This is a genomic window from Acinetobacter sp. YH12236 (assembly GCF_013417645.1).
GTDB lineage: Bacteria > Pseudomonadota > Gammaproteobacteria > Pseudomonadales > Moraxellaceae > Acinetobacter.
On sequence record NZ_VPDM01000028.1, the window covers coordinates 19,182 to 45,017 of the forward strand.

A 25,836-nucleotide genomic window follows, 5' to 3' on the forward strand; every position below is an offset into this window, starting at 1 on the left:
AGTACAAGCTCATCATAGCATAACTGGCAAAAAATACGATGCATTTTCTACACAAATACACTTTTGAATGCGCCTGATTACATAATTGCGCTAATATTTCATAATTCAAGTCAGCATTTAAAAAAATTATGAGCTATTTATTGGCACTCGACCAGGGAACGACATCTAGCCGTGCAATCATCTTTAATGAACACGGACAGATTCAGGCAACAGCTCAACGCGAAACCCATATTCAGACCCCACACTCCGGTTGGGTCGAACAGGATGCACAGGAAATCTGGAGCTCGCAAATTGCAGTGGTACAACAGGCGCTTGCTACCGCCCGGATTCTGGCCAAAGATATTAAAGCGATTGGCCTGACCAATCAGCGTGAAACGACTGTGGTATGGGATTGTCGTAATGGGAAGCCTCTTGCACCAGCGATTATCTGGCAGGATCGTCGTGCAACAGACTGGTGTAATCAGCTGATACAGCAAGGCCAGATGGATCAGGTACAACAAAAAACCGGGCTACGGATTGATCCTTATTTCAGTGCTGGCAAGCTGGTCTGGTTATTGGAACATGTGGATGGCTTACGTGAACTTGCAGAACAAGGTCATGTCGCTTTTGGCACTATTGATAGCTGGCTGATCTGGAACCTGACTCAAGGTGCCGAGCATATCATCGAAGCCAGTAATGCGTCCCGTACCATGTTGATGAATCTGCATACTCAACGCTGGGATGAGGAACTACTCGACCTGTTTAATATCCCTGCTTCAGTCCTGCCACGAATCATCAGTTCCGATTGTCATATTGCAGATACAGCACCGGGTTTGTTAGGAGCCACCATTCCCATTACCGGCATTCTGGGTGATCAGCAATCTGCCTTGTTTGGCCAGTCTTGCTTCGAACCCGGTATGGCAAAAAATACCTATGGCACCGGCTGTTTTATGCTGTTCAATACCGGTCATGATATTCAGCTCAGCCAGAACAAATTACTTTCTACCCTCGCCTGGCAAGCACAGGAACAGACCAGCTATGCCCTGGAAGGCAGCGTTTTTATGGCCGGTGCTGTGGTGCAATGGTTACGTGATGGGCTGGGCATCATTCAGAAAAGCAGTGATATTGAGAAGCTGGCCTGTAAAGTTGAAGATACTGACGGCGTGGTCTTAGTTCCTGCTTTTACCGGACTGGGTGCACCGCATTGGGATAGTGAAGCGCGTGCCCTGCTTTGTGGTATGTCACGTGGGACCAATAAAGCCCATATTGCCCGAGCTGCACTGGAGTCCATTGCTTTTCAGGTCTCCGATGTACTGACGGCCATGCAATCCGATATTGCCCATCCTTTAAAAGAGTTACGGGTCGATGGCGGTGCCAGTTGTAATGATATGCTAATGCAGTTTCAGGCTGACCTGCTCAATGTTCCTGTCTTGCGTCCGAAGATGCTGGAATCCACAGCTTGGGGTGCCGCAGCCATGGCAGGCTTAAAATCCGGCGTATTTTCCAGCCTTAATGAAATTGCCCAGTCTTGGCAACTGGAACGTGCCTTTGAACCCAAAATGCAGTCCGATGAACGTGAAGCCCATTTAGCTAAATGGCAAAATGCCTTAAAACGGGCTAAATCAGATTTATAAGATCAAAAAAAACCGCTAAATAGTTAGCGGTTTTTTATTTTGGAAAATTTTAATGTGATGGCATTCCACCCACACCCGCTTTCGGTCGTGGTGCCAACCAGACGATTAAGGCAGCAAAAACAAAGACCATCGCCAGTATCAAAAACAAGTGATTAGCTGACAGGGTTAATGCTTCTTTATCCACCAGACTGGAAATATAACCCAAGGCACTGTCCGAACTCATGCCCTGTGCCATTAAGGTATTCTGGGTTTCTTCGACATTCAGTTTACCTACCAGCTCACTGCGGGCCACTTTACTATGATCATCCCAGATCGTGACTGCAATTGAAGCCCCGATCGCTCCAGCCATAGTCCGCAGAAAGTTCATTAAACCAGCAGCTGAAGCCATTTCCTGCGGCTGGACTGAAGCCAAGGCCATATTGGAGAGTGGAATGAAAAAGAACGGCACCGCGAAACCTTGCAGAATCTGTGGCCAAGCCAATGCCATAAAATCCGCATCCGTGGTCCAGAATGCCCGCATTAAAGTCACCACGGCAAGCAAGGTCAAACCAAAACTGGCCAAAATGCGCTGGTCATATTTGGTTGCCATCTTCGCCACAATCGGTGACATCAACAGGCTACCAAAACCCATGGTTGCGGTTAAATAACCTGCCCAAGTGGCCGTATAACCCAGATTAATTTGCACCCACTGTGGAATCAGTACAATACTGGAAAAGAAGGCACCGAAGGCAAAGGCTAATGAAAGCACAGCAAAGGTAAACCCGCGATATCGGAAGATCCGGATATCTACGATCGGATGCCGCTCGGTCAGTTCCCAAATGGTAAAGATGATTAAACCGACTATGGCAAGCACCGCCAAGGTCCCAATAAAGGAACTGCTAAACCAGTCATGTTCATGACCGAGATCTAACATTAATTGCAGCGCACCAATCCAAAGAATCAGTAAGAACAAACCACCTTTATCAATCTTCAAAGTATTGGTTTCAGTTTCTGCTGGTTTTAATAGCTTCAATGCAGCCAGACCGCAGAACAAACCCACCGGGATATTAATAAAGAAAATCCAGTGCCAAGACAGGTTATCACTAATCGTACCGCCGAGAATTGGACCGAGAATTGGACCGACAACGGTGGTCATTGCCCACATCCCCATCGCTTGGGATTGTTTTTCAGGTGGGAAAATTCGCAGTAATAAAGTCTGGCTTAGCGGCATGATTGGGCCACCGAACAACCCCTGCCCGATCCGGCAAAACACCAGCATTTCCAGACTGGTAGAAATCCCGCATAGAATCGAAAAAATGGTAAAACCCAGCAGGCAGACACCAAACAGGCGCACGCTACCAAAGCGACCCGCCAGCCATCCTGTCAAAGGTACACAGATCGCTTCTGCGACTGCATAAGACGTAATGACCCAGGTACCTTGCGAGCTGGACACTGCCAGACTACCGGTAATATGCGGCACCGAGACATTGGCAATGGTCATGTCCAGCACGACCATGAAATTGGCCAATGCCAGCACAAAGGCCGCCAGCATCAGCTTGCCGCCAGTCAGATTCCCATATGGAACATATTTATTCATCGGGAATTACTTCTTGAAGTGGATTTCAGCTTCCATCGACAAACCCACACGTAGCGGATGCTCAGCCAGCTCTTTCGGATCCAGCTGAATACGCACTGGCAAACGCTGTACCACTTTGATCCAGTTACCCGTTGCATTCTGAGCCGGAATCAGAGCAAAGGCTGAACCTGTACCGCCAGAGAAGCCAACCACAGTGCCGTGATATTTCACCGATTTACCATACAGATCAGACGTCAGTTCAGCTTTCTGCCCGACACGGACTTTTTCCAGCTGGCTTTCTTTGAAATTGGCATCAACATAGAGCTGATCTACTGGTACGACCATCATCAGCATTGTGCCTGGCGCCACACGTTGACCTACCTGAATTGAACGGCGTGAAACCACCCCATCAAAAGGTGCTTTAATTACAGTACGTTCTAAGTCTAGCTCGGCCTGTTTCAGTCTGGCTTCAGCCACAAGTACATCAGGAGTCGAATTTTCATTCGCGCCTTGAATCAAGGCTTCATTCGCCGCTAAATTGCTTTGTGCGGCTTTCTGGCTGGATCTTGCTTGTGCCAGACCCGCTTCAGCAGAAGCTACGCCAGCTTTGGCCGTATCCAATGCAGATTGTGCTGTACTGAGTTCTTCTTTAGACACTGCACCGCTCGCACTGAGTTTTTCACGACGCGTATATTCATCTTGTGCTTTATGTAAGGCTGCCTGAGCCTGAGCCAGCTGGGCTTCGGCACTGCGAATTGCATCATCACTAACCCCAATCTGTGAGCTTAAAGCCCCGCTATTGGCCGCAGTCTGTTTGTACTGGCGCTTGGCTTTGGTCAGTTCTGCACGTGCCTGAGCCACTGCAATTTTGGCATCACGGTCATCAATTCTGGCCAGGATATCGCCCTGTTTGACCGCTTGGGTATCATGAACCAATACTTCAGCGACCTGACCACTCACCATAGACGTAATAGAAGCCGTTTCAGCACCCACATAGGCATTTTCAGTACTGACTGAATTGTTCAGAAAGAATTTCCAAACCAGAAACAACACCAGTGCAATCACTATAAAGATAGCAACGATACTCAGGGCCTTTTTACGTTTATTTTTTAAAGCTTGATCCGAAGTTGCATCAGATGCGTTTTCTGGCAGGGTGTCTTGTACATCTGTCATTGATTTTTTCCTAAATCCAACAGACTTGGTCACGCAGCCACACTGACCAGCACTGACATGAATGTATAGATTCATATCCCGTTTATTGATCAATGGGTAAAATGAGAAAGCCGTATTAATTTAATTTTCATGCATTCTAATAATAAAAATTAGAAAATATGCAAAAAAATATTACTCGAAAGTTTAAAAAACTAAGCCCCTATTCCAGGAATAAGGGCTTAGTTCAGACTCAGAATGAGCCAGGATTGAGGAGATAAACTTAATTAATAGGCATATGACGCAATCGCTGTGGCAATCGGCTTGTCATCATCATTGACCATGGTCATACGCATGGTGCAACCCTTACGCCCCAAACGTAAGGTTTCTGCACGGGCAATAAAATATTTACCACGACCGGGCGCAAGATAATCCACGCGCATATCTACCGTCGCTAAACGTGATACCTTTTTAATCGTATCAGCAATAGTTTCTGGTTCGGCTTTCTTATACAGCTCACCCATCGCCACAATTCCACCAATACTGTCGAGTATGGTGGCTGCAAGACCACCATGCAGAATCTGAAAAGCCACATTGCCAATCATAAAATCCTGCATTTCAACATATGCTTCGATCTGACCATCGACCACCCGCATGGTCATGCCATTATGCTTAAAAAAAGGAGAGGTATTAAAAGCGTGTACCAACTGGTTTAAGACCACTTCAATATCCACTTTTGCACCTAAATGTATATTACCTGTCCAATTTCTTTCTGTCTTAGTCATAAGTCTGCCCGAAGCTACAACAATAAAAAACCGCTAATTTATGCCCAAAAAATTCAGATAGGGTTACAATAGGGGCCTAGTTTAATACTGATTACTGAGATTTTTATGACCTATACGTTCAATCGTCCCGCGTTTCCTGCAACTCGCATGCGTCGTATTCGTAAAAATGAGCATTTACGTTCTATGGTACGTGAAACCCATCTCAGTGCTGATCACTTGATTTATCCAGTATTTGTGCTTCCGGGACAAAACCAGACCCAAGACATTCCAAGTATGCCAAATGTGCAGCGTTTGTCTGCTGACTTGTTGTTAAAAAAATCAGAACGTTTGCTCGAACTAGGTGTCAATAAGCTGGCGCTGTTCCCGGTTACACCCCAAGAAGATAAAAGCCTGACTGCAGAAGCGGCTTGGCATGAAGATGGTCTGGTACAGAAGACCGTTCGTCTGCTGAAAAAAGAATTACCGGAAATGGTGCTGATCACCGACGGCGCGCTAGATCCTTATACCACGCATGGCCAAGACGGCATCATTGATGAAACCGGTTATGTCCTGAATGATGAAACGGTTGAAGCGCTGATCAAGCAGACTTTAAGCCATGCCGAAGCCGGAGCTGATATTGTCGCGCCAAGTGACATGATGGATGGCCGCATCGGTGCAATTCGTCAGGCCTTTGAACAGAATGGCCATATCTATACCTCTATTATGGCCTATTCAGCCAAATATGCATCTAGCTTCTATGGCCCATTCCGTGATGCTGTCGGTTCGGCTAGCAACCTAAAAGGCGGCAATAAATACAATTACCAGATGGATTTCGGTAACCGTGCCGAAGCACTGCATGAAATTGCACTGGATATCCAGGAAGGTGCAGATATGGTGATTGTTAAACCGGGCATGCCGTATCTGGATGTGGTTCGTGAAGTCAAAGATACCTTCGGTGTACCTACTTTTATTTATCAGGTTAGTGGCGAATATGCCATGCTGGCCGCTGCAATTCAGAATGGCTGGTTATCTGATAGCGTGATTCTTGAATCCCTGATGTGCTGTCGCCGTGCCGGTGCAGATGGTATCTGGACCTACTTCGCGGAAGAAGCGGCGCTCAAACTGAAAGACATGAAATAAAATAGAAGGACCTTGGCGCAATGCATATCGCCATTATCGGAGCAGGCATAACTGGCTTGATGTCAGCTCTGGAATTGCTTGAACAGGGATGTTCTATTACGATTTTCGATCAGCAAGCGGCTGGACAGGCGGCCTCTTGGGCCGGAGGTGGTATCCTCTCCCCGATGTATCCCTGGCGTTATCCCGATGCCGTCAATGCCCTCGCCCGCCATGCCAAACCGCTGTATCAAGCCTGGAACCAGAAACTGCAACCGATCACCGGGATTGATTTCCAGATTCATGAAACCGGTATGCTGATTTTTGATGAAACGGATTTTGAAATTGGACTGCGCTATGCCGAGCAATATCAGGATCCACAGCAACATGCCGAATATCTGAATCAGCCTCAAATCCAGCAAATCAATTCCAAAGTAGATCCGAAATTTAAACAGGCGATCTATTTTCCAGAACTTTCCAATATCCGCAATCCGCGACTATTACAGTCCATTATTGCTTACCTTAAACAGCATCCGCGTGTCACTTGGCAAGAGCATTGCAATATTAGTCAGCTAAATATCCAGCAAGATCATGTACACAGTGTTTCCACTAAAAATGGCCTGAGCTTTAAAGCAGATCAGTTCGTCATTGCCACCGGTGCATGGTCTGCACGCTGGTCTGAACAGCTCGGTCTGGACATTCCGGTTCATCCGGTTCAAGGCCAGATGTTGCTCTTTAAAACACCAGAAAACTGGCTACCAACCATGTGCATGAACAAGGTCATGTATCTGATTCCACGTCGTGATGGGCATGTACTGTGTGGTTCCAGCATGCGTCAGGTCGGTTTTGATACTTCGCCTTCTGCTGAAATCCGTCAGGATATTTTGGAAGCCTGTCTGGAGATGGTGCCAGAACTGGCTGATTTCCCAATTGTGAAACAGTGGGCTGGTCTACGACCAAGCTCCCCTGATGGCATTCCTTATATCGGCAAAATTCCGCATCTGAACAATCTCTGGACCAATTTTGGCCAGTTCCGTAATGGCTTATGTATGGGTGCTGCTTCTGGAAAATTGCTGTCTCAGTTAATTCTGGGACAACCGACCATCGTAGATCCACAGCCTTATAGTCCGATACAGCGCTTACAGCTGCATTCTTTAATGGTTTAAAATATCAATTAGCGCTTCTTTCAGGGTCGGATAATTAAATTCAAATCCGGCTTCCTGCAAGGCTTTGGGCTGAACATATTGACCATTCAGAATCAGTTGTGACTGTTCACCTAGCATCATTTTCATACTGCAAGCTGGTAAGGGTAATAAAGGTTTACGTTTCAGCACCTGTGCTGCGATCCGGACAAATTGCGCTTGACTGACTTTTTCAGGTGCAACCACATTAAATACCTGTTGCTGGGTCGGCTGCTGCATCAGGAATTCGATCGCCCGCATGACATCCTGTAGATGTACCCAGGTCACCGGCTGGCGCCCATGGCCAATCCGGCCAAATATATTCAATTTAATCGGCAATAACATCTGCGGAAGAATCCCACCACCTTGACCAAACACCACAGCAAAGCGAACAATTTTAGTGTTCTGCCCAGTATAGGACAAGGTCAGTTTTTCCCACTTCTCGCACAGTTCTGACATAAAAATCGATTGCGGTGGACTTTGTTCAGTACATACCCTATCCCAGTGTTCTTGCGGATCGATTCCGTAGTAGCCGATCGCTGAAGTCGAAATAATACGTTTGGGTTTGATCTGATTTTTCTCCAGATAATCATATAACTGCTTGGTGGTATTTAATCGACTATCCAGCAATTTCTTTTTGCGTGCGGCTGTCCAGCGACCCTGACCGATACTTTCACCAGCCAGATTAATCACATAGTCAATCTGATGATTTTTCAATTCTTCCAGATCATTAATCCAGTGAAAATCAGGATGCTCTTCTCGCAATTTTTTCTGCCGGGTCAGGCCGATCACTGCATAATCACGAGCCAGTAAAAATTTCACCAGATGACTGCCAATAAAACCGCTGGCGCCTGTCATGAGGACTACAGGTTTATACATGGTTATTCTGAGCCATTCTTATTGTATTGCTCAAATTATACGTCATTCATAAATCAGAATGTTAGATGAAGTAGGCTGGATCGATAAATGAGGAATTGTTATCAGTCTATACAGAAAATTTCTGATTTCCTATCAGCCTGATTTAACTTTTTGAAGTTAATCTCAACGATTTTGATATAAAGAGTCGAAATCTTAGCCAAACATTTTTGCTGCCATACGCTGTGCCTGTTTGCCATAAAACCAGTAGGTTAGCAGATAGAGCGGAATCGCGATGAGCAGGAACATGATCACGACAATGCTCATAAATTGGGGCTGTTGCAGATATAGTAAAAAGTCCTGCCAGGCATTTGGATTGGAACGCGTCGCAATGGCAATCCCTAAAATTAAAAATGCCAGGTTATAACCCCAGTAAATCAGGCTGAATCCTAAGGTGAATTTTTTACGCTCCGCTTGGGTGGGCGCCCGTTGTTCCTTTTTTAAAAACTTAAACAGTACCCAGATCATCGCTACCAGATAAGGCACAATGGTTAATACTGCGCCCATGCCAGTCGGCATCAACGCCGCCACAACCCCGCAAATGCAGGCAAAAATAAAGCATAGGAAGAAAAACCAGAGAAAATAGCGAGTTAGAGACACCATCAGCAGGACTCAAGGACGATTAATCAACTAGTATAAAAAAAATTAATTTTTTTTTCATTTTATTGTCAACCTAAAGCGAGATGCTGACGTTATATAGGGTACAAGGTTCGGAAATTTGGACTGGCATCCACAAATTTTCGTTCTCTTTGCTAAAGCAATAAGTCCAGTGTTTTAGAAAATTTTGAATAGCAGCCAAAATTTTCACTATACACAAATCTTTGACCGACGATTTCATCATCACTCGAATCGTCGGTTTTTATTTTTTGGACGAACCGTTTTTAGCAATTCGCCTGCAAATTTTTATCAGCTTCTTATGCAGCATAAAATAATGATCGGCTGCATTTTTTCAAGTCTGTTTTTAGCAATTTTTATAAAAAATATTGGTTCTGCTACCCAGATGCTATGAAAAATGCCTGAAGTAAAATTTAAAATAAAAACGCTGTATTCAATACTTTATATATAAACATCATATTTTATTGATTTCATAGATATTATTCTAATATTCAAAACCACGCTGAAAATAGTTTTAATGATGTATAGCAATGAAATAGATCAAAATATTTTTTTCAAGTAGATTTTTAGCTGGGCTTTTTTCTATAGTAGGAAGGCAAAAATAAAGGTGAGTATACATGGCAGTTCATTTTCTACATACTTCTGATTGGCATTTGGGACAGTTTTTCCATAACCATGACCGTGAATTTGAACATGCACAATTCCTGAATTGGCTCCTTGAACAAATCAAGGAAAAACAGCCACATGCCCTACTGATTGCCGGTGATATTTTTGATGTCATCAATCCCGCTTCCAGTGCCCAAAGACAGCTTTATCAATTCCTTGCCGATGCCCATGAACTGGCACCGCATATGCAAACCCTGATGATTGCCGGCAACCATGATTCAGGTTATCGAATTGAACAGGTTCAGCCTTTACTCACTAAATTCAATGCCAAAGCGGTGGGTATTGTCGGCCGGACTGCGGACAATACTCTTGATCTGGATCGTTTGCTGGTTCCGATTTATGACCAGCAGCAAGAGATTATTGCCTGGTGCCTAACTCTACCTTATTTGCGCAGTGCCGAAATTACCGGTATTAATGAACATACCCATAATAGCCAGAATGCCATCAGCTATCTGCACCAACAGTTGATTGCCGAAGCCAAAGCACGTAAGCAGCCACATCAGGCACTGATTCTTATGTCACATGCACATATGCAAGGCGGTGAAACTTCCGATTCCGAACGCCCCATTATTGTCGGCAATGAAGAAGCTCTCTCAACGGCGTTATTTGATGAAGTCATTGACTATGTCGCTCTGGGACATCTGCATAAACCGCAGAAAGTCGGTCAGCCGCATATCCGCTATAGTGGCTCCCCGATTCCCTTATCCTTTAGTGAGATCAACTATTCGCATCAGGTCGTTGAAGTCAGAATCGATCCTGAGCAAAATGCTGAACAGCGTTTTCAGTTTGAAGCGCTGAAAGTTCCTCGTACTGTCGAGCTGTTTAGAATCCGGGAAAATCTGGAAAATCTGCTCAGCAAAGTAAAAGCACTGCCGACTGGGGAAATTGAGCATCTGGCAGCACGACATTTTCTGGAAATTGAATACACTACCGATGCACCGCCACCGGTAGATTTACGTCAGCAGATTGAACAGGCACTGCCGCCAAATCGTTATCGTCTGCTACGCATCAGCCGGATTTATCAACGACAAGCAGAAGATCAGGCTGATAGCTCTAAAATTGACTTGGCACCTCCAACACCTGAATCACTGTTTTTCAATATCTGGGAAAAAATGGGCTATAGCCAGGATCATTCGGTGCAGCAGGATTTTCAGCAGTTACTGGTCGAAGCCCAACATGAACTTGCACAAAAACAACAAGCTTAGGATCAGCCATGAAAATTATCCGTCTGAGCCTAAATAACCTCGCCTCTCTCGCTGGTACACATCATATTGATTTTGAATCGAATCCACTGGCACATGCCGGACTGATTGCGATTACCGGAAAAACCGGTGCTGGTAAATCTACTCTGCTCGATGCCATGTGTCTGGCGCTGTATAACGAAATTCCACGTTTAAAAGGTGCCACAGGTAGTCTGAAAGATGCAGGTGGACAGGATGTCTCGATCAAGGATTCCAAAAATATTCTACGCCGTGGCTGCGTACAGGGTTTTGCCGAGCTTGAATTTATTGCCCTAGACCAGAAACGTTATACGGCACGCTGGGAAATTCGTCGTGCCCGGCAGAAAGTGGATGGCAATTTAAAGGTCGATCGTGCCATTACCTGTCTGGATGATCAACGCGTGTTGAATCAGAAAATTTCTGAATGCACGCCGCTGATTGAAAAACTGGTCGGCTTGAGTTTCGAGCAGTTTACCCGTGCGGTTCTGCTGGCACAGTCTGAGGTTGGTGCCTTTCTAAAAGCCAAAGATAATGAACGTGCTGATCTACTTGAATATCTGACCAATTCTCAGATTTTCAGTCTGGTCAGCCAGAAAGCGTTTGAAAAACACAGTGAAGTGAAGCAGAAACGCGCTGATCTGGAAAAATTAATCGGTCATCTGGAACTATTATCTGAAGAAGATATTGCTGCCTTACAGCAGCAACACACGACTTTAAAACAGGTGGTTGAACATCTAAACCAGAGTGAAAAGGTACTGGAAAATGACCTGAAATGGCATCGTCAGCAGCATTATCTCTATACTGAAATTCAGGCTAAAAAAGAAATCTATACGGTTCAGCTGGATGCTGAACAGAAGATGGCACCGCAAAAACAGTTATTAGATCAACTGGACCAGTTTCAGCAGATCCGGGAACAGTTTGTCCAGCAACAGCAGTTTCAGAAGCAGCGTAGCCATTTACTGACTGAGCAACAAAACTTTATTACCGAATTCACATCAGTTCAACAGCAGCGTGATAGCGAACAGCACAAGTTGCAGCATATTCAGCAACAGCAACAACAGCAGCAACAAGAGTTCCAGAAGATCAAGCCTTATCTGGATCAGGGACTCAAGCTGGATCATGAAATGCTGTCGATTGGCGAGCAGTATAAGCAGCTTTTAGCCGAACAGCAGACCTATAGAACCCAGCAGATTCAGCCTGTTCAGAATCAACTGGTGCAGACTGAGCAGCATTTGCAACAAGTTCAGGTTCAGTACCATCAGATTCAAAAGCAACTAGAACAACAGAGCTTCTTAGCGGTTTTTGATGACGAGCCACAAGCAACCTTACAACGCTTACAGGATTATCAGGAACTGCATCAGAAATTCATGCGGCAGCACCCGGCACTTTTCCAATCTAGCCGGGCTGAACTGGAACAGCAGCAACAGGCTTTATCTGCCAGCTTGCAGGAACTCACTCAGCGCTATACTCATCTGGACCAGCTTGAACAGCAAATCCAACAGTTCCAGACCCAACAACAGCAACTCAGTACCCAGCATTCGAAGCTTGAAGCTTTAATGCGAACCGTACAGCAAATGGCTGGCTTAGAAACTGAAAGCCTGCAATTGAACCGCGAGTTAGAAAGCTATCATGATCGTTTAAAGCAACTAGAAACTGAGCTGGTTCAATTACAGCAACAACGTCAGGAAGCAGAACAGGCTTTCGAACAATTGCAACAAGTACTGGCTCAGCAACGTTTATTACAGGCACAAAGTGTTCAGGAATTACGTGCACAGCTGAAACCAAATGAGCCTTGTATGGTCTGTGGCAGTCATGAGCATCCTTTTGTACAGCATCAGGAACTACTAGAAAATGCTTTGCAACAGCTACATGACCAGCAGCTTGAGGAAGCTCAGAAAAAACTACAGCAACTGACTCAGACATGGCAGCAAGCACAAATCCAGCAATCTCAACTACAAACCCTAATTGAGCAATATCAGCAACGCAGCAGTCAGCTCAATACGACACTACAACAGCAGAAGGTTCAATTAAATCAGGATCTTCAGCAATTTGATTTGCTGTTTGATTTAAGCCAGAGTACAGATCATTTGCAGCAACAGCTTGGTCAGCATGTGCTTCAACTTCAACAAGAACAACAGCAGCTAGTCCAGACCCTGCAAAATCAGCAAAGTGACTGGAAACAATGGCGTCAGCAACAGCAACAGCGGGATCAGCTACTTTTTAGCATGCAGCAGCATTTACAGCTAGAACAAATGATTCATCCGGTTCTTCATCTACTGCCTGAGTCCTTGCAGAAATCCTGGATTACTGATGCCTCATCAAGCTGTCAGCAGTTATCCCAACAACTGCAACAACGTCAGAAACAGTCTCAGGAATTCAAAATCCTAGAGACTCACATCCAAAGCTTAAACCAGCAGATTGAAAAAACACGTGATCAGCTCAGCCTGCATCAACAATATGATGCACAGTTACAGCAAAAGATGGATACGGCGCTGAATATGGGTAAAGCGCTACGTGAACAGCTCAACCATCTGACCCTTACCCATGCCGGTCAGACATATCCTAAGGCACAAGAATGGCGTGACCGTTTGGAGCAACAACAACAGGCGTTGGATGAACAATTACGGGCACAGAGTCTGATGACCCAGCAGCATGATCAGCATTTGCAACAAGCTGAACTGAAAAAACAGAGTTTCATCACTCAGATTCAGCAACTAGAACAGCAGATTAGGCAATGCCAGCAATCTATTCAGAACTGGCAAAATATACATCCTGCGTTTGATGCCGAGTATATCCAGCATTGCCTGAATATTGACTTGCAACAGCATCAGCAAATTCGCCAGCAATTACAGGCACAACATCAGGTGGTTGAAAATGCCAAAACGGCTTGGGACATTCTGGAAGAACAATATCAGCATCATTTGAAATCCAAGCCTGAACTTAGCTTTGAAGAAGTTGAACTGCGCTTAAGTAGTCTGGCACAGGAAAAAGCTGAACAGGAAAATGCCTGTAATGAGGTTGCCACCAAATTAAGAATACATGCCAATAACCAATCGACCTTACAACGCTACCAGCATCAGATTGAACAGGTCAAAGCTGAAGAATATCGTTGGGGTCGGATCTATGACCTGATCGGCCATAAGGAAGGCACCAAATTCCAGAAAATCGCGCAGGAACATCACCTGGATATTCTGGTCGAATATGCCAATCAGCAATTACAGCCCCTGGCTCCACGTTATCAGCTGTACCGGATTCCAGACAGTTTAAGTCTGGCGATTATCGATCTGGATATGAACAGCGAAGTGCGTCCTGTCCTGTCACTCTCTGGCGGTGAAACCTTCCTGGTCTCTCTGGCTCTGGCCTTGGCGATTGCCAATATGGCTTCCGGCTCAATGAAACTAGAATCGCTATTTATTGATGAAGGTTTTGGTACTTTAGACCCGGCTTCCTTACATATGGTCATGAATGCACTGGATCATTTGCAGAGTCAGGGCCGTAAAGTGGTGCTAATTTCACATGTACAGGAGATGCATGAACGGATTCCGGTTCAGATTCAGGTTAAACCGGTCGGTGCCGGTGCCAGTACCATTCAGATTATAGGTTAAAGCATGAACTCTATCCCGAACAAGCTCTCGCCCTATTTCAGCTTACAACTTGAGAGCTTACGGGGTATCAGTGCCATTGTGGTGCTATTCAGTCATAGTTTTCAGGCTTTTATCGCGCCTTTTGATCTGAGCCTATATTCCTGGGTACGTCTATTAGGCCAGGCTGCTGTGATGATCTTTTTTGTGCTCAGTGGCTATTTAATCGGGACTTCGATCCAGAACAACATCCAACAACATGAAAATTTTAATCTGCGGCAGTATATACGGCAGCGTTATCGGCGCATTTTACCGCCCTTTCTGTTTGCATCCGCTTTCAGTCTGATTCTATATGCGCTAGCACCTACATTTTTTGCTTCACATAGCCATGAGTTCCAGAACAGTTTTGGCATGATGATTCGGACTGCATATAACATTGACACTCAGGATTTTTTAGGTTCTTTATTCTTTCTCAATGGCTTTATTACACCGACGGTATCTGCCAATGCGCCGCTCTGGAGCCTGAGCTTTGAAGTCTGGTTTTATGTACTGGCCGGATTTCTACCTTTTTTAAAAGATTCTGGAATCGCTAAAATCGGCTTTTTTATCTTGCTTCTAGGGCTTTCTCTACTGAACTATCAGTTTCTGTTTTATTTCCTGCTCTGGCTAGTTGCCTTTGCCAATTCATTCCGGCAGATCCAGCTGCGTTTTTTAAGTCGACTACAACCCATTAAATTGGGCCTATTTGGTCTGGCATTTATGATTGCCTGTGCGGATGCTTACCAGTTTCATGTCATTGAACAGGCTGACTTATATCGTGTAAATTATTTTGTGCCGTTTAACCTGTGTATGGGACTCGCCGTTGTCTGCTGGATTGTGCAGCTGCAACATCAACAAAGCCAATATCAACCAGTTTGGCCTCAATCTGCAAATTTCTCCTATACACTTTATGTCACCCATTTCCCTTTACTGCTTTTTATTCTAGGCTGCTTTCCTGCAACGCTTGATCACGGTCTTGAGGGTGCCGTTTTATCTTTATTTATGAGTATGTGCAGCTTAATTTTCTTTGCCTGGCTTATGGCCAAATGGCTGGAACCTCAAAGAAAAAAAGCGTTATCAACTACTCTGCAATAACGCTTTCCCACAACTCAATTGTCTGTATACATCAGTCCGCTTTTTTAGGACGCGCACCAAACAAGGCAGTTCCCACACGTACCATGGTAGAACCTGCTGCAATCGCCTCGGTCATGTCGGCAGACATCCCCATACTTAAAGTATCCCAGTCTTCAGGTTTTGCATGATGGCTTTTGACCTGCTCGAACAAGGCTTTGGCATCTGCGAAAGCCTGAGTATTTTCTGGCGCAGGAATGACCATCAGACCACGTAAGCGCAAATTCGGTAATTGACTGATCTGTGCTACTAGATCGGCCACTTCCTCAGGCTGACAACCGTCCTTGCTATCCTGCCCATCAATATTGACTTGCAGACAGATATTAAGCGCAGCTTGAGAATCACTACGCTGATTAGATAAACGTTCAGCAATAATCAGACGATCCACCCCATGCACCCAGGCAAAATTTTCTGCCAGATGTTTGGTCTTGTTGCGCTGCACATGACCGATAAAATGCCACTCAATATCCAGGTCTTTGAGTGCCGTGATTTTTTCCAGCGCTTCCTGTAAATAGTTTTCACCAAAAGCACGCTGACCAGCCTGATACATTTCTGCCAGCACAGGGCTAGGCTGGGTTTTGGAGACGGCCAGAAGTTGCACCGAATCCGGCTCACGCCCCGCCAGAGCGCAGGCGGACTGGATCTGAGCTAAAACCTGATTTCGTGACTGTTGCAGCATATTCATTGATGGGGTTCTCATTTCGTGCGGATTTTTTTCCCTTGCTCATCAACTAAGTGTTGGTTAAGCTGTGGGAAAGCCTTATTATTCTAGCAAAATAAATAACATTTTAATGAACTCGGGGACCTTATGGATATTACAGAACTGTTAGCCTTTTCTGCTAAAAATGGTGCGTCGGATTTACACTTATCAGCAGGTTTACCACCCATGATTCGTGTGGACGGGGAAGTACGCCGCATCAACCTGCCTGCACTAGAACATAAAGAAGTACACAAACTAGTGTACGACATCATGAACGACAAGCAACGCCGTGATTATGAAGAAAATCTGGAAACTGACTTCTCTTTTGAAGTTCCAGGTGTGGCCCGTTTCCGTGTGAACGCATTTAACCAGAACCGCGGTGCAGGCGCAGTATTCCGTACCATTCCATCTAAAGTACTGACCATTGAAGATCTAGGCATGGGTCAGATCTTTAAAGATATCTGCGAATATCCACGTGGTATTGTACTGGTGACAGGACCAACCGGTTCGGGTAAATCAACGACGCTTGCAGCGATGCTGGACTATATCAATGACAACCGCTATGACCATATCCTGACCGTCGAAGATCCAATCGAATTTGTACACCAATCAAAAAAATGTCTGATCAACCAGCGTGAAGTACATCGTGACACGCATGGATTTAATGAAGCATTACGTTCTGCATTACGTGAAGACCCGGATATTATTCTGGTCGGTGAGATGCGTGACCTTGAAACCATCCGTCTGGCACTCACTGCTGCGGAAACCGGTCACTTGGTCTTCGGTACCCTGCATACCACCTCAGCAGCAAAAACCATTGACCGTGTGATTGACGTATTCCCTGCTGAAGAAAAGGACATGGTGCGTGCCATGTTGTCTGAATCGCTGCAAGCTGTTATTTCGCAAACCCTATTGAAGAAAAATGGGGGTGGTCGTGTGGCTGCACACGAAATCATGATCGGTATTCCGGCGATCCGTAACCTGATCCGTGAAAACAAAGTGGCACAGATGTACTCTGCGATTCAAACCGGTGCCAACTATGGCATGACCACGCTGGATCAAAGCCTGAAAACGCTGGTATCGAAAGGCATTATCAGTCCGCAAGTCGCCCGTACTGCAGCAAAACAGCCTGAATCATTCTTATAAGAATAATTAATTTTTTTGGGGTTTTATCATGGACTTTAACGGCTTACTCAACTACATGGTAGAGAAAAAGGCCTCGGATCTGTTCATTACAGCCGATGTTGAACCCTCTATCAAAATTAATGGTCAGATTGTACCGATTGGCTCGGTAAAATTACCGGGTGCAGCTGTGGGACAGCTACTTAACTCAATCATGACCGAGAAGCAGCGCAAGGAATTTGCGGACACACGCGAGTGTAACTTCGCCATCAGCAACCCGGACAAATCGGCACGTTTCCGTGTCAGCGCATTCCAGCAACGCGATCAGCCAGGTATGGTACTGCGTCGTATTGAAACCGTCATTCCGACTATGGATGAGCTGAAATTACCGCCTATTCTAAAAGAATTGGCAATGACTAAACGCGGTATCATTATTTTTGTGGGTGCAACCGGTACCGGTAAATCAACTTCCCTCGCCTCTTTGATTGGCTACCGTAATGAAAATTCCAAAGGTCATATCATTACCATTGAAGACCCGATCGAATTTGTGCACCAGCATAAGGGTTGTATCATTACCCAACGCGAAGTCGGCATTGATACTGACTCCTTTGAAGTCGCATTGAAAAATACCCTGCGTCAAGCACCAGACGTGATTCTGATCGGTGAGATCCGTTCTCGTGAAACCATGGACTATGCGATTGCCTTTGCGGAAACCGGTCACCTGGTTTTTGCGACCCTGCACGCCAACAACGCCAACCAGGCCATCGATCGTATCATTCACTTCTTCGAAGCCGACCGTCACAGCCAGCTGTTTATGGATCTGTCCCTGAACATGAAAGCCATTGTGGCACAGCAGCTAATTCCAACTATCGATGGTAATGGCCGCCGTGCAGCGATTGAAATCCTGATCAATTCACCATTGATTGCGGATCTGATCCGTAAGGGCGATGTGCATGAAATCAAGGATCTGATGAAGCGTTCACGTGAACTAGGCATGCAAACCTTCGACCAGGCATTATATGACCTGTATAAGGCCAAGCAGATTAGCTATAAAGATGCACTAAAACACGCCGACTCACCAAACGACCTGCGTCTGCAAATCAAACTGTCAGAAGAAGGTGGCGAGCATTTATTACGTGCGCATTCCAATATTACTTTTGATGGTCAAACCTGATCATTTTCAAAGCAAAAAAAACAGGCTTTTAATAAAGCCTGTTTTTGTTTCAACCTAAAGTCGAATTATTTCTTACGGTAAGCTTCCTGACATTCAGGCGCGTCACAATAACCGTAAAGATTAAGTGAATGTCCAGTCAATGCAAAACCAAATTTCTTCGCAACTTCGTGCTGTTCATGTTCAATCACATCATTTGTAAATTCAACGACTTTGTTGCAATTTTGACAAACCAAGTGATCATGGTGATCTTCCTGCATAATTTCAAAAACTGAATGATTATTTTCAAAATTATGACGCTCGATAATCCCTGCTGCCTCAAATTGTGTTAACACACGATACACAGTTGCAAGACCCACGTCTTCCCCTTGTTCGAGTAAAGTCTTATAAATGTCTTCAGCGCTAAGGTGATGCCGTCTAGAGTTTTCTAATAGTTCTAATATTTTAATTCGTGGAAGGGTAACTTTCAGTCCAGCTTTTCGTAAATCTTGGTTTGAAATAGGCATGTAAAAAGGTCTCTCAACAAAATCAAAGTTGGAATAGGCAACAAAGTTTAGATGCAGTATGATCTATCCTTGGATCAAATGCATCATAATTAATTTGGGATAGTGTAGCAAAATGCAAAAAATCATGCTGACGTTATTCGTCACTTCATTGCTTGTCGGCTGTTCGACATTAGGTGTGTACAAAGTTGATATTCCTCAAGGAACACCTTTAACTCAAGCACAAGCCTCTAAAATTCAGGTAGGAATGAGCCACCAACAGGTGCGTTTCCTGCTCGGTAGTCCAACAGTATCTGATCCGCTCAATCCGCTACGCTGGGACTACATCTACAACTATACCCCAGGAACCTATGCTAAAAAAGCCAAGATCCCAGCAGCCCAAGGCCAGCATCTAAAAATTTACTTTAATCAGTCTGGTATCGTAGAGCGTATTGAAGGTCTGGAAACCATTCCAGAATCTCAACCAGGTCTACCAGGTTCCAAAGAAGCGATCTTAAATGCCCCACCACTATAATCGCTTTTGCATAAAAAAACCCCTGTATGATCAGGGGTTTTTTTAATTAAATAGATTGATTTATCAAATAATCAGACCATCTGTTCAATAAAGCCACATTCCACTAATCGGAATGTTTATTTTGCTTGAAACGGTTACCTTTGGCATAACGTCCTACCGGATTCTTCTCAGCGCGCTTACGGCGGATATCCTTGGGATTGATGGTTAAAGCACGATAAATCTCTACCCGATCCCCTGCTGCCAATGGCTGGGTATGATCCTGTAGCTTAACGCCAAAAATGCCCAGAATCAGAGGTTCAGGCAATTCCACCTGTGCACGGATTCCGCTTTGCTCAATCGCATCCAGTGCAGTCATGCCGAGCTGGAAAGGTACGGCAATATGAAACTGTTGTTCCAGGGTAGCATAGGCTACCCAGATCATTGCCTTAGTCATCAGAAAAATTGTCCTAATACAGCAACAATCGCCAGAATAATTGATACTGGCAAGACAATACGAACCGCAATACGCCAGATGTTATATACCGCTTCTGAGCTGAAGTTCATCGATTTACGCAAATGGCTGATTTTCATGATCCAGCCAGCAAACAAGGCATAAATCAGACTGATCACCAGTCCCCAAAGAATCAGCAGATTATTGAAAATTGGAGCAACATTTGGAATTAACCAGACCAAGGTGGCAGCGATCACAATCGCCCACTGAATGATGATATTCATTTGACGTTGCTGTAATTGCTCACGTGCCATTTGCATAAGCAAAGCAGCGGCTGCGACAATGGCTGCGATTAAAGCAAATGCAGGGATTTCAGCTTTTACTGCAAAGAAACCAAAGGCGATGATCGCTAATAGCTGCGCCACCCAAATCGGTAAGGCTGTTTTAGTCGCAACATCCTGCTGTTTTACGACAGCCAGACTTGATTGCCAATACAGCCCCATACCTAGACCACTCGCCACCAAAGCCAATACAGTGGCATTGCCCCACTCTACGAATTGGACGGGTGTTACCTGCCAAGCCGGTAATTCAGTTCCCATCACATTCGCCATGATCAAAGATGCAAGTACGCCGATCGTGGTAATCCCAACCAGAATTAAACGTGGCACCAGCGATAAGACAAATGCAGCAATTGCCAGCACCGCAAAAATCACTGGCTGCTGAACATCGAGATTGGCCACTGCAATCACATTAGAAGCATGATTGAGCATCGCACCCGCAAGGAATGGGATAAATACAACCGCCAGCCAGCCGACGATCCGCCAGCGCTGAGAACTATCAGCTTCACGGGTAAGGCTCGACAATGCCTGTAATGCAGTGGTTTTTGAGCGTTTCGCCAGAGCAATTTCCAGATAACAGACTGGAAGGGCCAGTATTAGCATGGTCGCTAACCACAACATCCAGAAATCAAGCTGACGGTCAATCTGAATACCTGTTATCGGTGCGAGTGTCGCAATAATAAGAAAGGATAAACAGAAAGCCATCAGAGGCGATAACCATTTTGACATAGCATTGTCCTGCATGATGTATTCCTATAAAAATCTAGCGCTATTTTGCCTTGTGAGGCGATGAAAATCAAAAACAAAAAAGCAAACCACCATGCCCGTGATTTGCTGCGCAAATTTATTATTAAGCTTTATTTTTTATTTTCCCGATTTGTCTTTATTTTAACAACAATCGAGTTATGAGAAGAAACGGGCAAACCAGTTTTTACCCTTTTTCTTTTCTTTATCTTTAATGATTCCCATCATATTTTCTTTTACCGCACCGACATAATCCGCATCATCATGCTGAATATGATTGATCAGCCATTTAGATAATACTTCATGTAATTCCGCTTCAATAGATTGGCCCAATTCAAAACGGTCACGATAAGATTCAATCTTTTTAATAAACAGGTCATGCACACGTTTATGTGGCACACGATATTTATAACCCGCTTCTTCCTGAAGTGATTCTTCAAAGGTAAAATGCGACTGGGTATAATCAATAATATTTTCTAGAATCTGTTTAATACGAGCACGATCGGTATTGGCATCAATTCCATCAATCTCATTGATATAATCGAGAATTCGTTTGTGCTGATCGTCAATCACATCGATACCAGTATTATAATCTGGAACCCATTTCATTTTCATTACGACCACCTATTGATATTAATGATTTATCGCTTGAAAAAGATCATATATCTAATTGATTTAAATAAAAATGAAGTAAATCGGTTGGTTTTCAGTTTATTTTCTACTTAATTAATGTAAATCATTGTTTATCCAATCAATTATATTTTAAACCCGACCACAAGAATAAAGTATTTTTTGATCGATTTTATATTTCATGGTTTATTTATTTTAATGATTTCACTATAAAATAAATATCAAATTCAAAAAAACAGGAGCGATGTCCTGTTTTTTAATATCGAATTTTAACCAGATTTAATATAAATCTGCTTTAGTCACTCTTTTAAGCGAAGGATCCAAACGTTCTCTTTCCAGACGGGCGACATGTGTCAATTGGGAACGATATTTGGCTCCATCTCTGAACAAAATCATTTCACCTTCTTGAAATGCAGTCCATTCTTCATTCTGCGTTAGCGGCTCTGTGGTAATCACAGCGACTCGATCTTCAGGCGTGGTGACTTGGCTAAAATCAACTTCAACTTCGATATCAATCAGTTGGGCTGGCTTAAATGGATATTTACGAACCAGCCAATGCAGTTTAGTCGTTGCATAGGTAAATAAAGCCTGACCATTGGATAAACAGAAATTAAAAGTGCCATGCTCTGCAATGGATGGAGAAATCTCGGCCAACAAATCAAAAACCTGATCCAGCTTCGGTTCATCATAACCAAAATGTTTCACCAGCTGATCCAGCAAATAACAGAAAGCACGCTCACTGTCAGTGTTACCGACTGGCGTAAAACGTCCAGAAAGCTCAGGTAAAAAATCTTTTAAATCACCATTATGAGCAAAGATCCATTGTCGTCCCCATAATTCACGGCTAAACGGATGCGAATTTTCCAGATTAATTTTGCCTTGTGTCGCTTTACGGATATGTGCAATTACATTACGGGATTTGATTGGATAATTGCGCACTAGTTCTGCAATCGGTGACTCAACAGCAGACTGATTATCAACGAATAATCGGCAGGCCTTATCCTCAAAGAAAGCAATCCCAAAACCATCAGAATGATCTGAGGTAATCCCCGCCCGCTGAGAAAAACCTCGAAATGAAAAGGTAATATCTGTTGGTGTCGCACAATTCATTCCAAGTAGCTGGCACATAATCTTCATTCAGGTCACAGAGTGTTCTTAAGGTTATTGTGCATCACAGGCTGAACCTTTTCAAATCTCGATCATTGCAATGCTATGCGCTAAAAATGCTAATAAACTATTTTTTTATATTTAATTTAGCAAAAGGAGTTTAAGCTTCAAAACTTAGCTTAAAAATAAATACTTTAGATTTAACTTTCATATTTCTAGTGATCAAAATCTTAAAATAAAAGAAATAAAAAAGAGCCTCAAGTGAGACTCTTTGATATTCAATTTATCTTTATGGACGATGTGGATTAGAACGATTGGTAATTAAAGTTCCTACACCATGATCAGTAAAGATTTCTAACAGGCTCGCATGTGGTACACGACCATCCACGATATGTGCACTGATCACGCCGCCTTTTACTGCATCAAGCGCACAGCCGACTTTAGGAATCATGCCACCATAGATCACACCCGTTTCAATCAGACGATCAACTTCCTGCGTCGTTAAACCGGTCAGCAGATTTTTATTTTCGTCGAGCACACCGGTAATATTGGTCAGAAGAATCAGCTTTTCTGCCCCTAATGCTTCTGCCACTTTACCCGCAACCAGATCCGCATTGATATTATAGGTGTTGCCTTCTTCATCGACACCGAGCGGCGCAATCACCGGAATAAAGTCACTGTTGGTAAACATTTCCAGTACGTCAGTTTTCACGCCAACGACTTCACCCACCATACCCAGGTCCACTTTTTGGATTGAACCGTCTTCAGCCGTCTTTTCCATTAACAGCTTTTTGGCGCGTAACAGGTTGCCATCTTTACCGGTTAAACCAATTGCACGGCCACCATGTTTGTTGATCAGGTTCACAATTGATTTGTTTACGCTACCGCCCAGAACCATCTCGACCACTTCCATGGTTGCCGGATCTGTCACGCGCATACCATCAATACGGTCAGATTCACGACCTAGCTGTTTCAGCATAGAATCGACTTGTGGACCACCGCCGTGTACCACAATCGGATTTAAACCGACTGTTTTTAATAAAACGATGTCACGTGCAAAAGAGCTTTCTAGCTCAGGATCCGTCATCGCGTTGCCACCGTATTTTACCACCAGGGTTTTACCCGCAAAGCGTTGGATATACGGCAAAGCTTCAGTCAAAATTTGTGCTTTGTCGATGCCTGTATGCTGATTTGGCATTCGCCTCTCCTTATTGAGCATCTAAAATGTCTTGAGCGATCTGTGGATAACGGTCACGCAACATGAATACAAACAGATGTCGAATTTCATTCAGGCCTTGTGCATCATTGGCATCAAAGCGCACCGTGAAATATTCACCCGTATTGGATGCTCGAATGATGCCAAAACCATCATCAAAATCAAGACGTATCCCGTCAATTTTACTGATTTGTGCATTTAATTGCGTAGATTGCTGCTCAACAAAGTTTAAAAGCTCAACAGGCTGCACCTGATGAGTGGAAATATATAAATCTTCAGTCCCATGACGTTTTGGATAAGCGCGCAAGGCCTTACTTAAAGTCATACTTTTCTGATCCAGATATTCCATGACCCGAAGCGCTGCATAAAGACCGTCATCATAGCCCCAGCCACGTCCGTCATTAAAAACATAATGCCCGGCATATTCACCACCAAAAATGGCCTGATGCTGGGACTGCGCCAGATATTTTCGCAGGAATGAGCTACCAGTACGAATCATCACCGGTTTTCCGCCCAGGCGTTGAACTGTATCGCGAATCAGGGTTGAACATTTAACGTCATAAACAAACTGACATGCTTTTGTGCCAGTCATACAAATTTCTGCGAATAAACAGAGAAGCTGATCAGCACTAATAATGACACCCTGCTCATCCACCAGTACCAACCGGTCCCCATCACCATCTAGGGCAATACCCAGATCCGCCTGCTGTTGCATGACAACCTGACGCAAGGTTTGTAAATGCGCTTCCTGAGAAGGATCAGGCGCATGATCCGGAAAATGCCCATTGGCTTCACAACGTAAGGCGGTAACTTCACAACCTAGTTTTTGCAGCACCAAGTTGGCACAACGTCCTGCTGAACCGTTCAGACCGTCCAGCACTACTTTAAATGGGCGCTTCAACTGAATATCTTCAAGCATTTCCTGCTGATATTGCAGACAAAATTCGGGAATAATTTGGTGAGGCAAATCATTCAAACACGATAAAGAACTATTTACATGAAGTTTTGCTTTTTGTGCGACCTGCTGAATCATCTCGGGACAAGGCGGCTCCCCTACAATAATCCATTTAATTCCATTATCTTCTTTAGGATTATGGCTGGCCGTGACCATCACACCATTACCATCAAACTGACGCGCTGTGTAGTACAGCATCGGACTGGAACAACAGCCGATAATGACGGCTTCAATAGCATAGTCTTGAAAAATACGGCGAATGGTTTCAGCAAAAGCCGGACTGCTGATTCGGGCATCATAGCCAATCGCAACCCGAGTCTGTCCCGCAGCTTGATATTGCTGAGCCAGACCATGCGCAATAGCATCAATCACACCTGTACTGAGTAAACTGACTTTACCTCGGATATCGTAGGCACGAAAAATGTGAGCCGGAAAGGGTTGATTCATGGATCCCATAAACTGTTCTTTTCACTATTGAATATAAGGAGATAAAATAATGATTAAGCAATCATCATGACTTTAAACATTTGTTTTTGTTTTAAGACTCTGTATTTTTATATGAATTGAATGTGACAATCAATTATAAAAGTATAATTATTAATCTTTTATGTATTTAATTTGTATAACTAGTAAAATAAATAAACCTGACTAAAAATGACTTCTTGCATTATTTATCATCTATTTTCTTAAATTCTGAATGATTTTATTTTTCTATTTAAATGATACTAAAAATTTATTTAACCCGAATCGCGGATAAAAAATTGACTTGAAAAATAAGAGGACTAGAGCCATCAGTTGAGTTACCACACAAAACTTAAAACTCTAGTCCCGATGTTTAATAGTACCGAATTATTTTGCGTA

At 44.1% G+C, this 25,836-nt stretch carries 22 protein-coding genes; 9 read left to right on the top strand and 13 right to left on the bottom strand.

The features are described 5' to 3' along the window. Positions 1–128: 128 nt before the first annotated feature. Positions 129–1,613 (top strand): glycerol kinase GlpK, encoded by a 1,485-nt coding sequence (gene glpK, locus FTV14_RS12085; RefSeq protein WP_180053943.1) that lies wholly within the window; start codon positions 129–131, stop codon positions 1,611–1,613. Between the two features lie 49 nt (positions 1,614–1,662). Here the strand turns inward: glpK and FTV14_RS12090 are convergent, their stop codons facing one another. The 3 genes from FTV14_RS12090 to FTV14_RS12100 all read right to left on the bottom strand — a co-directional run bounded on the left by FTV14_RS12090 (position 1,663) and on the right by FTV14_RS12100 (position 5,102). Then, complete coding sequence (locus FTV14_RS12090; protein WP_180033571.1) at positions 1,663–3,189, bottom strand: DHA2 family efflux MFS transporter permease subunit; 1,527 nt, start codon at positions 3,187–3,189, stop codon at positions 1,663–1,665. A 6-nt stretch (positions 3,190–3,195) separates the two neighbouring features. Further along, positions 3,196–4,341, bottom strand: a complete 1,146-nt coding sequence (locus FTV14_RS12095; protein ID WP_180053944.1) for an HlyD family efflux transporter periplasmic adaptor subunit — start codon at positions 4,339–4,341, stop codon at positions 3,196–3,198. Between the two features lie 263 nt (positions 4,342–4,604). Further along, a complete protein-coding gene (locus FTV14_RS12100; RefSeq protein ID WP_034703122.1) occupies positions 4,605–5,102 on the bottom strand; it encodes a thioesterase family protein in 498 nt (165 codons plus the stop codon). Positions 5,103–5,207: 105 nt separating this feature from the next. On the opposite strand from FTV14_RS12100, the gene hemB reads away from it, so the two are divergent. Continuing rightward, positions 5,208–6,221, top strand: coding sequence for a porphobilinogen synthase (gene hemB, locus FTV14_RS12105; protein WP_175966866.1), 1,014 nt, complete (start codon positions 5,208–5,210; stop codon positions 6,219–6,221). A 20-nt stretch (positions 6,222–6,241) separates the two neighbouring features. Beyond that, positions 6,242–7,363: a glycine oxidase ThiO gene (gene thiO, locus FTV14_RS12110; protein WP_180053945.1), complete on the top strand. Its 1,122-nt coding sequence runs from the start codon at positions 6,242–6,244 to the stop codon at positions 7,361–7,363. Here the strand turns inward: thiO and FTV14_RS12115 are convergent. Beyond that, positions 7,352–8,257: a TIGR01777 family oxidoreductase gene (locus FTV14_RS12115; protein ID WP_180053946.1), complete on the bottom strand. Its 906-nt coding sequence runs from the start codon at positions 8,255–8,257 to the stop codon at positions 7,352–7,354. The genes thiO and FTV14_RS12115 overlap by 12 nt on opposite strands. Before the next feature lie 192 nt (positions 8,258–8,449). Then, on the bottom strand, positions 8,450–8,896 hold the full coding sequence (locus FTV14_RS12120; RefSeq protein ID WP_180053947.1) for an ABZJ_00895 family protein: 447 nt from the start codon (positions 8,894–8,896) through the stop codon (positions 8,450–8,452). A 629-nt stretch (positions 8,897–9,525) separates the two neighbouring features. Here FTV14_RS12120 and FTV14_RS12125 point away from each other — a divergent pair. From FTV14_RS12125 to FTV14_RS12135, 3 genes are read left to right on the top strand one after another with little or no spacing between them, the layout of a single operon-like run. Beyond that, a complete protein-coding gene (locus tag FTV14_RS12125; protein WP_180031906.1) occupies positions 9,526–10,779 on the top strand; it encodes an exonuclease SbcCD subunit D C-terminal domain-containing protein in 1,254 nt (417 codons plus the stop codon). Positions 10,780–10,787: 8 nt separating this feature from the next. Then, on the top strand, positions 10,788–14,399 hold the full coding sequence (locus FTV14_RS12130) for an AAA family ATPase (RefSeq protein ID WP_180031904.1): 3,612 nt from the start codon (positions 10,788–10,790) through the stop codon (positions 14,397–14,399). A gap of 3 nt (positions 14,400–14,402) precedes the next feature. Then, positions 14,403–15,509, top strand: coding sequence for an acyltransferase (locus FTV14_RS12135; protein WP_180053948.1), 1,107 nt, complete (start codon positions 14,403–14,405; stop codon positions 15,507–15,509). A gap of 31 nt (positions 15,510–15,540) precedes the next feature. Here FTV14_RS12135 and FTV14_RS12140 read toward each other — a convergent pair whose 3' ends face one another. Beyond that, complete coding sequence (locus FTV14_RS12140; protein WP_180002424.1) at positions 15,541–16,230, bottom strand: YggS family pyridoxal phosphate-dependent enzyme; 690 nt, start codon at positions 16,228–16,230, stop codon at positions 15,541–15,543. A gap of 123 nt (positions 16,231–16,353) precedes the next feature. Between FTV14_RS12140 and FTV14_RS12145 the strand changes: the two genes are divergently transcribed. Continuing rightward, positions 16,354–17,391 (top strand): type IV pilus twitching motility protein PilT, encoded by a 1,038-nt coding sequence (locus tag FTV14_RS12145; RefSeq protein WP_004783232.1) that lies wholly within the window; start codon positions 16,354–16,356, stop codon positions 17,389–17,391. Between the two features lie 28 nt (positions 17,392–17,419). Then, positions 17,420–18,541: a PilT/PilU family type 4a pilus ATPase gene (locus tag FTV14_RS12150; protein WP_004783234.1), complete on the top strand. Its 1,122-nt coding sequence runs from the start codon at positions 17,420–17,422 to the stop codon at positions 18,539–18,541. A 65-nt stretch (positions 18,542–18,606) separates the two neighbouring features. Here FTV14_RS12150 and fur read toward each other — a convergent pair whose 3' ends face one another. Continuing rightward, the gene (gene fur / locus FTV14_RS12155) at positions 18,607–19,044 is read right to left on the bottom strand and encodes a ferric iron uptake transcriptional regulator (protein ID WP_004783237.1); all 438 of its coding nucleotides are present in this window, start codon (positions 19,042–19,044) and stop codon (positions 18,607–18,609) included. A gap of 112 nt (positions 19,045–19,156) precedes the next feature. Between fur and FTV14_RS12160 the strand changes: the two genes are divergently transcribed. Then, positions 19,157–19,555: an outer membrane protein assembly factor BamE gene (locus FTV14_RS12160; RefSeq protein WP_004783238.1), complete on the top strand. Its 399-nt coding sequence runs from the start codon at positions 19,157–19,159 to the stop codon at positions 19,553–19,555. Positions 19,556–19,658: 103 nt separating this feature from the next. Here the strand turns inward: FTV14_RS12160 and FTV14_RS12165 are convergent, their stop codons facing one another. The 6 genes from FTV14_RS12165 to FTV14_RS12190 all read right to left on the bottom strand — a co-directional run bounded on the left by FTV14_RS12165 (position 19,659) and on the right by FTV14_RS12190 (position 25,431). After that, positions 19,659–19,988, bottom strand: coding sequence for an RnfH family protein (locus FTV14_RS12165; protein ID WP_180053949.1), 330 nt, complete (start codon positions 19,986–19,988; stop codon positions 19,659–19,661). Further along, positions 19,988–21,067 carry a hypothetical protein gene (locus FTV14_RS12170; protein WP_180002422.1) on the bottom strand — a complete coding sequence of 360 codons (1,080 nt, stop codon included), beginning with the start codon at positions 21,065–21,067 and terminating at the stop codon, positions 19,988–19,990. The genes FTV14_RS12165 and FTV14_RS12170 overlap by 1 nt, the downstream gene beginning before the upstream one ends. A 159-nt stretch (positions 21,068–21,226) precedes the next feature. Continuing rightward, positions 21,227–21,682 (bottom strand): bacteriohemerythrin, encoded by a 456-nt coding sequence (locus FTV14_RS12175; protein WP_004783243.1) that lies wholly within the window; start codon positions 21,680–21,682, stop codon positions 21,227–21,229. A 294-nt stretch (positions 21,683–21,976) separates the two neighbouring features. Beyond that, positions 21,977–22,825, bottom strand: coding sequence for a class II glutamine amidotransferase (locus FTV14_RS12180; protein WP_179992931.1), 849 nt, complete (start codon positions 22,823–22,825; stop codon positions 21,977–21,979). Between the two features lie 268 nt (positions 22,826–23,093). Then, complete coding sequence (argB, locus tag FTV14_RS12185) at positions 23,094–24,002, bottom strand: acetylglutamate kinase (RefSeq protein WP_159123314.1); 909 nt, start codon at positions 24,000–24,002, stop codon at positions 23,094–23,096. Positions 24,003–24,012: 10 nt separating this feature from the next. Further along, positions 24,013–25,431: a phosphomannomutase/phosphoglucomutase gene (locus FTV14_RS12190; RefSeq protein ID WP_180053950.1), complete on the bottom strand. Its 1,419-nt coding sequence runs from the start codon at positions 25,429–25,431 to the stop codon at positions 24,013–24,015. Between the last annotated feature and the right edge of the window lie 405 nt (positions 25,432–25,836).